Here is a 12,341-nt window from a genome sequence, read left to right as displayed (position 1 = left end):
ACAAGCATTCATTCAATGTCAATCCTTGAACTGTCTTAACGCTAAATGCGAGAAGACAAAGGCGACTACCCCAGTGAAGGAGAAATAAGATTAATCTCGAGCGTGATACACCAACCAATGCCCGAGACCTGGGTAAATTGCAGAACCGAAAGCTGCTGATCCAATCGGCTGCGGACGCCATTTATAGATACGGAATACGCGGAACAACTTCGGCAAGAATCCAAGAATTGTCGGGATTATCGCAAGGGATGGTCAACCTACACTTTGGTTCCAAGGAAAAGCTGCTGCTTGCAGTGGCTGAGGAATTGTCAGTCCGATACGCGGAGCAGTGGACGGCCATTGCAGTCAATCCAGAGTTAGACCCGGCAGACAAGCTAGTCTCTATTATAAAGGCAGATTTCGACCCACTGGTCCTAAATGCGCGGGACGTCGCGATCTGGTTTTCCTTTCGGGCTGAAGCGCTCTCGAACCCGAACATATTTCCTTTCATCGACTCGCGCGACAAAGGTTTCCGCGCGGTGATCCTGGAGTTGTTGGAACAAATAAAGGGTGAAGGCGAATACGAGGATGTAAGCGCCAAACTTGCAACAGACGCGTTGGTTGCTTTGTTGGAAGGGCTTTGGACCGACTACCATTTGCACTCAGATATCTTCAACCCCTCCGAGGCTTTGAAGATCTGCCTGTTTGTGCTGCAATCGATGTTTCCTAAACACTTTGGCACTCGGTCGATCCGCGGGAGTAGGTGACTGGGAACTAGCCACGGGCAATCACGAACCCGTCCGAGTCTTGTGGTTCAATCGGCGCAAGTCGTTGATCATTGCTTTGGCCAGAGAGACGCACATCAGTAGCAAAACGACGCTGAACGGCAATGCCCCGATGATCATCGAATTGGTCAATGCTTCCAATCCGCCGCCGCCAGCGATCAGCAGAGTTCCAATTACAAGAGTCAGAAGAACACCCCAAAGGATACGATGAAGAAGGCCGGTGTTTTCAGACCCGCCGGACATGATCGTGTTCATCACAAGGATGCCAGAGTCGGCGGACGTGACAAGGAATGTCATGGTTAAGAGCACACACATGACACTCACTACCGCGAGCAAGTTGCCCGATATCATTTCCCCCAATGTGACGAACAGGGTTGCCGTCGTTGAAGCTGCGAGGATTGATCCACTTGCATTCCCATTTAGTTCCAGGTCGATGGCCGCTCCACCCAGAATGGCCATCCACGCGAAACAAACGAGGGACGGGGCAATGACCGCGCCAAATATGAACTCGCGTACGGTTCGCCCTCTGGAGATACGCGCTAGGAAAAGGCCGACAAAGGGCGAAAACGCGATCCACCATGCCCAATAAAATGTAGTCCATCCGGCCTGCCATCCGAACAACCTGCCTCGTGTGCCCGCGTCATAAGCTGCAGTCTTGGTCGCGTCAGAAAGATCGGCTGTATCGTTGCTCAAACCCTCAAGATAGGTTGCTTTTGTTCCCCAGGGATCAGTTGCACCCGCGAAGAGTTCGCCGACAAAGGGCGCAGCCTCAGCTGGCAATGCGGAGCCAAACTCGCCTTCGGAAATCGGTCGAAAAGCTTGGAAACTCAGCGGGACAAAGTTTTTGATATAGTCAACCAGTGCTGTGGCGTAGGTCGTCGCCGCAAAAGCGAATGAACCATAAACAATGAATACCGCCAGCAATACCAGTGAAAAGAGAAGATTAATATTTGACAAGTATTTGACACCACGCCCCACGCCAGAGACGGCTGAGAGTGTCGACATAATCATAACAACGATCAACGCCGTAATTAGGCCGGCGGTCGACGGGATCACTTTGGTTACTTCTTTTTCAACAAGCCAATTCGCACCGGTAATTAGAAACGCACCGTCCACCAATTGAGAAACGCCATAACCGATCGTTACCGCCACGCCGAGTATTGTCGCAACGACGCCGAGTACATCGACCACATGGCCTGCAACACCGTTTGAGTATTCTCCAAGCAATGGGGTCAGTGCGGTGCGGATTGTTAGCGGCATGCCTCTTGTAAACGCATAATAGGCAAGGCTAAGGCCGGTGACGACGTATATTGCCCAGGCGTGAAATCCGGTGTGCAAAAAGGTATAGCGGTAGGCTCCATCAATAGCGTCCTCGCTTTTGGGTGCGACTTCCCCGGAAATAGTCAATGGATTTGTTTCCCAAAGGCCGAGTGGTTCGGCGGTTGCATAGACCATTAGGCCCACGCCTAGACCCGCCCCAAACATCATCGAAAACCAAGAGAAGTTTGAAAATTCCGGTTTCTCATCTTCTAAACCCAGCCTCATTCGGCCGGTTGAAGGTATGAGCGCGATAAGGAAAAGGAAAAATACAAATAATCCAACGGAAAGGTTGTAGAATGTGTTGAACTCGGCCAGCACTCCTGACTTCCAGGATCGCAGTGTATCGTTCGCAGATAGTGGCCAAACCAGCGCCCAGAGAACGAGCAGAGAAACCGAAAGTTTGCTTACCAGCGCAATCGGCAGGCTATATCCTTTGTAAAAGCCAGTTCCCTGAGTTCTTATTTTGAGTTCTGTGAAAGGTTCTTCAAGCGCCATGTTTTCCCGGTCTTACATAAATTGACTGCTTTGCACGCCGCGGTGTCAGTCGCTGGGTTTCAGACTATTTTAGTTTCAGCCAGATTAGGAGTGTAGCAGCGGGATTGGTCTTGTCAGAAGAACTTTGCTTGAGCGGGGCAGGGCGGTTGCGTAGCTTTTACCCATGACCAGACCTGTCTCTTTCAAATACTTCAAAACCAGCCCAGAGATCATCCGCCTTGCGGTGATGCTATACAACCGTTTCCCGCTCTCGCTTCGAAATGTGGAAGACTTATTGCACGAACGGGGAATTGAGGTGAGCCACGAAACCGTCCAATATTGGTGGAACCGTTTCGGCCCGATGTTTGCATCAGAGATCCGAAGAAAACGGGTTCAGCAACTCCGAGCCTTTTCAAAATGGAAGTGGCACGTGGACGAAGTATTCGTGAAAGTGAACGGCAAGCGGCATTATCTTGGCGGGCTGTTGATCACGAAGGTGAGGTGCTGGAAGCCGTTGTCACGAAGCGTCGAAACAAAGCTGCAGCACTGAAATTCCTCAAGAAATTGATGAAGCGGCATGGTTGTGCCGAAGAGATCGTCACAGATCGCTTCGCTTCCTACAAGGCTGCGCTCAGAGAAATGGGCGCGCTTGAAAAACAACAGACGGGCAGGTGGCTCAACAACCGAGTCGAGAATTCGCACCTCCCGTTTCGACGACGCGAACGCGCGATGCAGCGTTTCAGGCGCATGCGAAGTCTACAGAAATTCGCCTCCGTCCATTCCTCCGTCTACAATCACTTCAACCAGGAAAGATCGCTGACCAGCCGGGACACCTTCAAGCTGACCCGCGCCGCCGCTCTCGCCGAGTGGCGTCAACTTTGTTCCGGATAGGTGCGCGGTTTTCGCAGCAAACTGACACTGGTTCGAATTCGTCTGACAGCACCCCACCAATGCTCGGATAAGCTCAGGTCGCTTAGCTGCCACACGCAGAGCAACTGCAGAACCCATGGAAATACCACCGATTACCACAGGACGGGAAGCCTTTGCCTCTATGAGCGCAATTGTGTCGTCTGTGAATTGTCTGATCGAGAAGTCATCAACAGGCCCGGTTTCTGAGTCGCCATGTCCGCGAAATTCCATCGCGGCAACACTTGTAATTGTGTCCTTCGGAAAAGCCTCAATTGGAAATTGAGCGGTGTCGCACAAACCGCGTTGAAACACCATGGTATCGTCTGTGAATTCGCCGTGTACCGAGAACTTTATCCCGTCGGAACTAAATGCGGATTTACTGGCCAACTTATTTTCCAAACATGACAAAGGTAGTGGATAAAATCGCAAACAGAGCAGGCCCTGTTTGCGAATACCAGAGGCAAATTTTCTGACTGTGTATGAAGTCTTAGTCAATTGCCAAAGTGTTGCCTCTCGTCAGCATCTAGGCAATCAAGTCTAGGCTACTGTGGTCAACGCTGATCGAGATCTGTGTCTCTAGATCATCCGCCTCCACGATGTCTCCAGCGATCAGGATTTCCTGTTCCTCGACTTCGCTTCGACGACCGTATGACAACGTTAGCAGCGTTGTGATTTCGTCGTCCTCCACTTCGTAGCTGATTAAAACACGCGAGGCACTGCCATCAATCTGGATCATATCGTCATCTGCTTTGCTAAAGTCAGCGATGAATGCTCCGCCTTCTTCAAAGACAAACCGGTCGGTTCCGCTACCGCCAACCACGGTATCGCCGTTTGCTGCGGTGATTACGTCATCGCCTTCAAAGCCAATCAAGAGATCGCGGTCATCGGTCCCAGTGAGAACATCGTTTTCATTGGTTCCGCCGATACGTCCAGCAGCAAAGAATACATCCTCTTGCTGATGCTCGATACCAGTGTTTGCCGCAATCACATCCGCCAGAGTCGTATCCCAGAGGGCCTTTACGTCACTTTTGTTCAGATACCCGGCTTCACTCCAATAGGCATCGCCATCCCGCAGACGCAGGAACTGATCGACTATCACTGCCGAGAAGGTTTCACCCAGAATACCGCCGTCTGCGGGGTCTTCGGCCAGCCCGCCGATCCAGGCGTCTAGGTCGTCAACACTGTCGTAAAGGTCCGAAAGCGTTGCCGCTATTTCGGCATCCGATGTCACGCCCGAGAAGTCTTCCGCCCGTTCCAGACCGAACGCTTCACGCAGGTCGTTGTAGCTGGCGACGCCAAGGTCTCGACCGCGCTGAATATTGATCGATGCCAAATCCAGCCCGAAGGACCCATCGGGAGCAAACAGGAAGGAACGTACGTCCTCGACGACCATAGTATCAAGCTCTTGGGCTGTGCTTCCCATCAATCCGCGTAGGATTGGATCAATTCCCCCTGCGTCTTCAATGGCTTGCGGGTTTAAGAAGGCATCCTGCAGCGCAATAGACCCTTCCGCGATGCTGCTGCCATCTTCGTTAAGACGCAACAGATCTGACGACAAAAGAGAATGGCCAAACCGATAGGCCGCAGCTGAGAATTCGACTGCGATACCCGGATTGATCGTCGGATCATATCCGTAATAACTAGAGATAGCTTCTTCACCGACGAGGATTGGTAGGAAGTCGTTGAAGGTAATCGCCTGCAACTCTGCCTCGACCCGCATGCGGGCTGCATCAAAAAGCTCTTCTTCGGACAAACCAGGCTGTCGTTCTGCAAGTGTATCCACCCACCGGTTGTGTTCGCGCGCGAACAGTGTGTGCAGAGACGTCAGCGCGATATTCTCTGCTGCGCGTACGTCCCCCGCAAGAACACCGCCATCCTCGGTTTGAACTAGCAACCCATTGTCGTCCAGTATCAGATAGGCTCCATCACGCAGTGTGGCGGCTGTAGCTTGGTCAGAGCCATAAAGCATACTGCCATCAATAAACGCCGTGATTTCGTTGTGATATGTGCGCTCAAAATCCTCGCCACTGCCTTCAACCGGATCAGCCCGGAAGAAGGAAATTACGCCGCCGGGCTCAAAAACAGTATCACCCACAGGGGCGACGATCGGAGCGAATTCGGTGTCTCCGCCCTCGGTCAGGTCAAGGTCATGATCAATAAACTGACCCCAGGCCCAAACCATATCGCTGATACCAAAACTGCTGGGAATCTCACCTTCCTGGGCAACAACCGCATTGGAGATTGCACGTGGATTTGGTCTGCTGACGTCCATCTCTCCGATACCATCCACAAAACTGTTTGGTGCCAGTCTAAGTAGGTCCTGTCCGGCAGAACCCCAGTCAACTTTCGCCGCGTTGTTGCCGGTTCCATCTACGGCGCGAGCTACTATCTCGCTTACATCTTCGGAACGTGGGTTTTCGTCTCGGCCATGTCGATCTTCACGTTGACGATCACCGCGCTCTTCGAAGTTCTCGTTTGACCGGCGGTCTTGTCGATCGTCTCTTGGTTGTCTTCTTGCGGAGCTCTGCTTCATAGCGCACCTCTCTTGCCACGCGCCGAGGTAATCAGCGCGCATTGTGAATGTTCATGTTCAATTTGAGCGACAGCCGAGTGAAAGCCGCCGCAGATTGGGTGCACCCCGACCCAGCGTTACAAAAATCCGCAATAATAATGAGTTAAGAATTCATCGCGCCTCGATGCGAGCAACAAGCCGCTAGTTCTGAGAAGTATCGGCGGTCGACCGCTTGGATAAGCGCAAACCAAAAAACAATACCCGTTTCTTGGATGAGTAGCGCTTGGTCGCAACACTCGAGAAAAACGCTGAGACCGTTTGTTCCGCAAAGCAGACATTGAAAAGAGTTGCGACGAATGATTGCTCTGCGGACAAAGCAGGCGTTCTACGCGACCAAAATCAACTGGCAAAATGATTGGCTTTATACTGGCCGATCGTCGTAGGCTCTGGACGTTCTGCTACGATACACCACTGTCAGAAATGCAATAGTTCAAATGAGGAAGCTTACGGTGCTAAGATATCTCCTTCTCTTTGCCTTAGTCGTTTTGAACGGTACAGCGACCGCAGATGACCGACCAATCTTTGATGCGCATATTCACTACAGTCACGACGCTGTGGAGCTGGTCCCACCTGAACAAGTGGCTAGGATTTTGCGGGATGCTGGCGTGCGAAAGGCGCTTGTTTCCAGCTCTGATGACAATGGTACTCAACTGCTCTTGGACGCAGCGCCAGATATCGTTGTCCCGGCACTTCGTCCTTACCGTCGTCGCGGAGAGATCAACACCTGGATGCACGACGAAACTGTAGTCGACTATCTGGAAACAAATCTGGCGAAGAACGAATACGAAGCCATCGGCGAGTTTCACGCTTATGGCAATGATATCAAAACGCCGGTCATCCAGCATATGATCGCTTTGGCAAAAGAACGGAATTTAATTCTGCATCACCACGGCGATCGCGAGGCGGTTGACCTGATTTTCGAAACATGGCCCGAAGCCCGCGTTTTGTGGGCCCATTCAGGCTTTGTCGATCCTGAAAGTGCGGTAGACGCCCTGGACACCCACCCTAGACTCTGGGCCGATCTAGCGTTTCGTTCAGGTATGATTTCACAGGGCCGCGTCGACCCTGGTTGGAAGGCCGCGTTTGAAGCACATCCCGATCGTTTTATGGTTGGCACGGATACATTCGCCCCAGAGCGTTGGTACTACGTTGGCCCTCATGCCGACTATTCGCGTGAATGGTTAAGCCTTCTTCCAAATCAGATTGCAGACAATATTGCGTACGTAAACGCGGAACGTATGCTGGCAAAAGAATGAACCTCTGGGCTTTTTGGTTTTTGATTTCATCAGGGCCGGTCGCTGCGTGTGAAGCGGCGGGGAAACGCGCAGCTTCAGATGCCGCAAACGCACCTGAGGTCTATGTCTCGTCAGGAGTCATTCCACTGGCTCAACCGTTTTCCATTCTAATCGAAGTCTGCAATGAAACTCCCGTGAGGGAAATACTTGTCGATGCAATCATGCCGGCTCACCAACACGGTTTAAACTACACTCCCAAGGTAACGGCGTTGGACGAAGGAAAATTCCGTATCGATGACCTGTTGTTTCACATGCCAGGTTTGTGGGAACTGCAAGTGGACGTCGACTACGATGGGCAATCGGTTTCCTATACAAGCGAGCTTGAGCTGAGATGAGGCTTTGGGTGTCAGTCGCGTTGGTGGTCTTGGCAAGTGCCGCGAATGCAGAAGTTTTGTTGTCTGAAGACGAAATTGAACAAACGCTTTCCTTCGGACCGTGGCCACCATCTTTGCAGCCGGATCCAAGTAACAGAGTTTCAAACGATGCCAGCGCGATTGCGCTCGGCGAGGCTTTGTTCAACGATCCGTTGTTGTCCGTCGATGGTGCCTTTGCCTGCGCAAGTTGCCATGATCCTGAGCAGGCATTTACTACGAAAGAAGCGCGCGCATTCGGCCGGTTTCTGCTAGATCGGAACACGCCATCTCTGAGAAACCTAGCGGGTCTTCGATGGTACGGTTGGGGCGGCAAGAGTGACAACCTCTGGGCCGCCAGCTTACATCCCATCATCGAAGACGAAGAGATGGCGCACAATAGAGAGAGTCTGAAAGCAGCAATTTCTGACAGTCCGTATATTTATGACTTTGAGAAGATTTTTGGTGAGATCCAAAAGCAAGACCCAGAATTGGTTTTGGTTAACACGGCCAAAGCTTTATCAGCCTACCTGGAAACTTTAATTACAGAACCGACACAATTTGACGATTTTAGAGACGCGCTGGAACGCAGCGATTTTGCCGAGGCGGCGAACTATCCTGAAGCTGCACAGCGAGGTCTTCAGTTGTTCTTGGGACGCGGCAATTGTGTGTTTTGCCACAACGGTCCAAGATTCTCCAACAACGAGTTCCACGACGCCGGCGTACCATATTTTCTAAACGGAGCCGAAGTAGACGAAGGGCGGTTTGGCGGATTGAACATATTACTATCAAGCAAATATACCCTAGACGGGGATTGGAGCGACGATTCGGATAAGCAAGGGGCTTGGGCAGTTCGCGGTGTGCGCAGGAGCCATTCTGACTTTGGAACCTTCAGGACACCCAGCCTGCGGGGCGTAGCCGAAACAGCGCCCTACATGCATAACGGCAACTTGGTCGACTTGGATGCGGTAATCCGACACTACAGCGAAATTGACATGGAACGGTTGCACTCTGATGGTGAAGCCATACTCGCGAAATTGAGTTTATCCGAGCAGGAGATTGCAGACTTGGTTGCGTTCTTGGTGACGCTGTCTAGCAAACCTTAGACCTTTACCCGAGAGGAATTTGGGGTTTTCCACTTCTCTGAATAGTTAGACCTAACGATGGGATTCCGCCTTGGGCTCGGAGCGGTCATTCGCTGCACCTAGCGTGAACGACCGCTATCCCGGGCAGAAAGCGACCCGGATTAGGCGCAGTGCAACCAAGATGGCGCAGAACTATTCAGAGGGTTGGTACTTTGCCGATTGCGACGATCTTTTACTCGAGTGGAAACGGGTGGACGCGAAGTACTACAAGGAAGTGTTCTTGTAAGACTTCAGCGTGTAAATGCAAACGTGTTTGTTTCCAATGCGGCAAGGAAAGTTATTGAATGCATCGCAAAACGCTGTTTCGAGAACCGCAGACGAAACGATCCAATAGTTGTTCCATCTCAGAGTGCCTACTGATTAAGAATAAATAATGTTCGCGTAATCCTTACCAAAGCTTCGAGCACCAAGTCCATTGTACTTCATATCACTGGGTTAAAAGGGTGTTTTAGTAACAATGGTTTATGAAATCGGTGTAGATATGGCGCTCTCGGCCATGAAGGTATCTTCGGTAGTAAGTGAAAGAGATGACCAACTCTACGCAATGGGAGTCTGTGAGGCGATGGGACTTACACCTCGTGAGGCTGCCTTAGTAATTTTGGCTAAAGATAGTGAATTTGTTAAGCCCAGAGAAACGGAAATATGCATCAAATAATGGGCACGCGAAGGAAGTTTGAATCCGACAGAACCTGCTGTCGCTAGTGCCCTTTCGAGGCTCGGCTATAGCGAGATTTAGGGTCTTGTCAGAAGAACTTTGCTTGAGCGGGGCAGGGTGCTCTCGTGGCCTTCGCGCATGATTAAACAATCGCCATTCAAGTACTTCAAAACCAGCCCCGAGATCATCCGCCTTGCAGCAATGTTGTACATCCGTTTCCCGCTTGCGCTTCGGAATGTCGAAGAGGTCTTGTCAGAAGAACTTTGATTGAGCGGGGTAGGGTTGTTGCGTAGCTTTTGCCCATGACCAGACCTGCCTCATTCAAATACTTTAAAGGCAGGGCAAAATGTGGTGGTGATCCAAATACCCGCGCCGTCAGGATCTGGGATGACAGACAGCGCGGGCCATAGTCTGGTCATGGGACTGCCCAGACTATCTGGAACTCGTATTTGGGCAAGCAAAGTTAACCAGATTGGTGTGGCCACTGCTTCACGACAGTGTTTTCCCAATTGGTAACCAACTACCTGCATAGTTCGCCCCTACTTTCAAAAGCAGGACTGCGAGATCTAATACTCACGCAAGCATGGTCCGCGCGATAAAAATATTCTTCCCGCGCGTAAAAATACTTGAATTGTTGCATCTTGGATTCAAGTATTCGAATGCGTGGCAAATTTGTATTACCTCTGTTGCTCACGCATTCGCCAGATTTGTCTGGTTCGCCTCTTGGTGACGTGGAGTGAGTGGCGTCGCCAAGAGGCCATCATTTGTTTGAAAGGCAGTCTTTAGAAGAGCTCGAGTTTACAATTGCATAGCAAACTATGGGCCCTGCCAAGCAAATGATAGTATCGTCTACAAAGTGGACATCCAGCGTGGTCGAGGGAATAGCTGCTCCTACCCCAAACAAGAACTGTCTGTCTCAAGCTTTCGCGGAAACAGCAGTCTTTGCAAATCCATTGCTTCGTGTAGCGCTATCGCACCCGTGTCACGCACGCACAATTGCACACAGTTCTTCAGGTGGTAATCAAAAGCGGTATGTCGCACCGATAACCGGCCCCGACTGACTGAATGTAAAGTCGTTGCCGTTGATCTCGTGATCGAACGTGATGTAGCGATATCCGCCTCTAATCATCCATCTTTCGTTTATTGAGTAATCCGCGGTCAACAACACTTGCCAGGTCTCACTGTCGCTGCTGAATCCGCCATAGTCTAAAAACGCCGTGCCGGTCCACCTGTCTGAGAACTTAAACCGAGCACGGGCTCCGACAACGGGGTCAGTCCAGTCTGCGTCCACAGTGGTTGTACGCCCTGGCAACGCTCCGGGTGACAGCGTGAACTGAGTTTCTGTACTAAACCACCTGAAACCTCCTGCAACGTCGACCTGTACAGTTGAATCTTCATAGACCCGGTAACCAACATAGCCGCTCAGAAACTGCGTCTTTAGCGACGTGTCCAGCCCGGAAAATGCGGTGCCAGGTGTGTCATCTCCGAAAGAAAGGTCGGTGTAGTTGTAGTCAGCCAATAAGCTCCACCGTCCATTGCTGGCAGCAATTGTACCCATAAACGCAAGGTCCAAGTTGCTTAGCGCGTCCGAAAAACTGAGCGTGGCATCGATGTTGCCTCGTGGAGTGTCCAGCGACGTTTCGGTCTCTGGCATGAAGAGGTAAATAGTGGCTTCGAAACTCCAGTCGCTGGAATGTGCTGCCATAGGTGCCGCCAAAAACGCTAAGCTTAAGAACGCGGTTCTCCATGTGGGAAGCCGTTGCATTGTACCCTCCAAACAAACACCGACTGCAAGAACATTCGACAGCGAAGGCCTGAACTTGCATTCCAGCATTCTGATGTGAATTAGAGTTATAGCATTGATCTGAATCAATATGATCCGCGTTCTACGCAGTGCAGAAAGAGCATATCATTTAGAGTTAGCATCAGCTTAGGTGTACTGAAGGTTTTGTCAGAAGAACTTTGCTTGAGGCGGGCAGGGGTGTTGCGTAGCTTTTGCCCATGAACAGACCTGCCTCTTTCAAATACTTTAAAACCAGCCCCGAGATCATCCGCCTTGCGGTGATGCTGTACATCCGTTTCCCTCTCTCGCTTCGAAATGTGGAAGATCTGCTGCACGAGCGAGGCATCGATGTGAGTCACGAAACCGTTCGATATTGGTGGAACAGGTTTGGCCCGATGTTTGCTTCTGAAATCAGGCGGAAGCGGGTTCAGCAATTGAGAGCATACTCCAAATGGAAGTGGCATGTGGACGAGGTTTTCGTGAAGGTGAATGGCAAACGGCATTATCTTTGGCGGGCTGTTGATCACGAAGGCGAGGTGCTGGAAGCCGTTGTCACCAAACGCCGAAACAAAGCTGCAGCACTGAAATTTCTCAGGAAATTGATGAAGCGACACGGCAAAGCGGAAACCGTCGTCACGGATCGCTTCGCATCGTATCGGGCCGCTTTCAGAGAGCTTGGTACTGCCAAAAAACAGCAGACGGGCAGGTGGCTCAACAACCGAGTTGAGAATTCACACCTTCCTTTCCGACGACGCGAACGCGCGATGCAACGGTTTAGGCGCATGCGAAGTTTGCAGAAATTCGCCGCCGTCCATTCCTCCGTCTACAACCACTTCAACCAGGAAAGATCGCTCGCCAGCAGAGATACCTTCAAGTTGACACGCACCGCCGCTCTCGCCGAGTGGCGTCAACTTTGTTCCGGATAGGTTCACGCTATCCGCGGGAAACTGAGACTGGTTCGAATTCGTCTGACAGCACCTTCTGAAGATTGTCGTCGGATCATGTCTGCGCGCTGGTACCGGGAAATGTTCCCTGAAACGGTCTTGGCTAGAAAGGGCAACACCTCAGAAGAAA

The 12,341-nt window shown here is 51.3% G+C and carries 9 protein-coding genes and 3 pseudogenes; 8 read left to right on the top strand and 4 right to left on the bottom strand.

What is annotated here, in order from left to right; genetic code table 11:
- The first annotated feature begins 137 nt into the window (after positions 1–137).
- Complete coding sequence (locus tag ACR0KL_RS22260; protein WP_170565504.1) at positions 138–746, top strand: TetR/AcrR family transcriptional regulator; 609 nt, start codon at positions 138–140, stop codon at positions 744–746.
- A gap of 21 nt (positions 747–767) precedes the next feature.
- Here the strand turns inward: ACR0KL_RS22260 and ACR0KL_RS22255 are convergent, their stop codons facing one another.
- Positions 768–2,579 carry a BCCT family transporter gene (locus ACR0KL_RS22255; protein ID WP_170642945.1) on the bottom strand — a complete coding sequence of 604 codons (1,812 nt, stop codon included), beginning with the start codon at positions 2,577–2,579 and terminating at the stop codon, positions 768–770.
- A 163-nt stretch (positions 2,580–2,742) separates the two neighbouring features.
- On the opposite strand from ACR0KL_RS22255, the pseudogene ACR0KL_RS22250 reads away from it, so the two are divergent.
- Positions 2,743–3,449, top strand: a pseudogene (locus tag ACR0KL_RS22250) (IS6 family transposase).
- Positions 3,450–3,551: 102 nt separating this feature from the next.
- On the opposite strand, the pseudogene ACR0KL_RS22245 reads toward ACR0KL_RS22250, so the two are convergent.
- Positions 3,552–3,782: pseudogene (locus ACR0KL_RS22245) on the bottom strand (alpha/beta fold hydrolase); the annotation flags it as partial.
- A 208-nt stretch (positions 3,783–3,990) separates the two neighbouring features.
- Positions 3,991–6,000: a peroxidase family protein gene (locus ACR0KL_RS22240; RefSeq protein WP_170642944.1), complete on the bottom strand. Its 2,010-nt coding sequence runs from the start codon at positions 5,998–6,000 to the stop codon at positions 3,991–3,993.
- A 644-nt stretch (positions 6,001–6,644) separates the two neighbouring features.
- On the opposite strand from ACR0KL_RS22240, the gene ACR0KL_RS22235 reads away from it, so the two are divergent.
- The 5 genes and pseudogenes from ACR0KL_RS22235 to ACR0KL_RS22215 all read left to right on the top strand — a co-directional run.
- Complete coding sequence (locus tag ACR0KL_RS22235) at positions 6,645–7,295, top strand: amidohydrolase family protein (RefSeq protein ID WP_480777530.1); 651 nt, start codon at positions 6,645–6,647, stop codon at positions 7,293–7,295.
- Positions 7,292–7,669 (top strand): hypothetical protein, encoded by a 378-nt coding sequence (locus tag ACR0KL_RS22230; protein ID WP_170681734.1) that lies wholly within the window; start codon positions 7,292–7,294, stop codon positions 7,667–7,669. Before ACR0KL_RS22235 ends, ACR0KL_RS22230 begins: the two co-directional genes overlap by 4 nt.
- Positions 7,670–7,677: 8 nt before the next feature.
- On the top strand, positions 7,678–8,790 hold the full coding sequence (locus ACR0KL_RS22225; RefSeq protein WP_480777529.1) for a cytochrome-c peroxidase: 1,113 nt from the start codon (positions 7,678–7,680) through the stop codon (positions 8,788–8,790).
- Between the two features lie 496 nt (positions 8,791–9,286).
- A complete protein-coding gene (locus ACR0KL_RS22220; RefSeq protein ID WP_480555609.1) occupies positions 9,287–9,484 on the top strand; it encodes a hypothetical protein in 198 nt (65 codons plus the stop codon).
- Between the two features lie 138 nt (positions 9,485–9,622).
- Positions 9,623–9,742, top strand: a pseudogene (locus ACR0KL_RS22215) (IS6 family transposase); the annotation flags it as partial.
- 763 nt (positions 9,743–10,505) lie between these two features.
- Here ACR0KL_RS22215 and ACR0KL_RS22210 read toward each other — a convergent pair.
- The gene (locus ACR0KL_RS22210; RefSeq protein ID WP_170642940.1) at positions 10,506–11,249 is read right to left on the bottom strand and encodes a porin family protein; all 744 of its coding nucleotides are present in this window, start codon (positions 11,247–11,249) and stop codon (positions 10,506–10,508) included.
- Between the two features lie 236 nt (positions 11,250–11,485).
- On the opposite strand from ACR0KL_RS22210, the gene ACR0KL_RS22205 reads away from it, so the two are divergent.
- Positions 11,486–12,193, top strand: a complete 708-nt coding sequence (locus ACR0KL_RS22205) for an IS6 family transposase (protein ID WP_170681771.1) — start codon at positions 11,486–11,488, stop codon at positions 12,191–12,193.
- Positions 12,194–12,341 lie beyond the last annotated feature (148 nt).

The sequence above is a fragment of the Ruegeria sp. C8 genome (genome assembly GCF_056537565.1).
This window is presented reverse-complemented; position numbering and strand designations above follow the sequence as displayed.

What these genes read in the sequence shown, in the direction of transcription:
- ACR0KL_RS22255 (WP_170642945.1), bottom strand. Translation starts at nt 2,579, where the DNA reads ATGGCGCTTGAAGAACCTTTCACAGAACTCAAAATAAGAACTCAGGGA.
- ACR0KL_RS22240 (WP_170642944.1), bottom strand. Translation starts at nt 6,000, where the DNA reads ATGAAGCAGAGCTCCGCAAGAAGACAACCAAGAGACGATCGACAAGAC.
- ACR0KL_RS22230 (WP_170681734.1), top strand. Translation starts at nt 7,292, where the DNA reads ATGAACCTCTGGGCTTTTTGGTTTTTGATTTCATCAGGGCCGGTCGCT.
- ACR0KL_RS22220 (WP_480555609.1), top strand. Translation starts at nt 9,287, where the DNA reads ATGGTTTATGAAATCGGTGTAGATATGGCGCTCTCGGCCATGAAGGTA.
- ACR0KL_RS22210 (WP_170642940.1), bottom strand. Translation starts at nt 11,249, where the DNA reads ATGCAACGGCTTCCCACATGGAGAACCGCGTTCTTAAGCTTAGCGTTT.
- ACR0KL_RS22205 (WP_170681771.1), top strand. Translation starts at nt 11,486, where the DNA reads ATGAACAGACCTGCCTCTTTCAAATACTTTAAAACCAGCCCCGAGATC.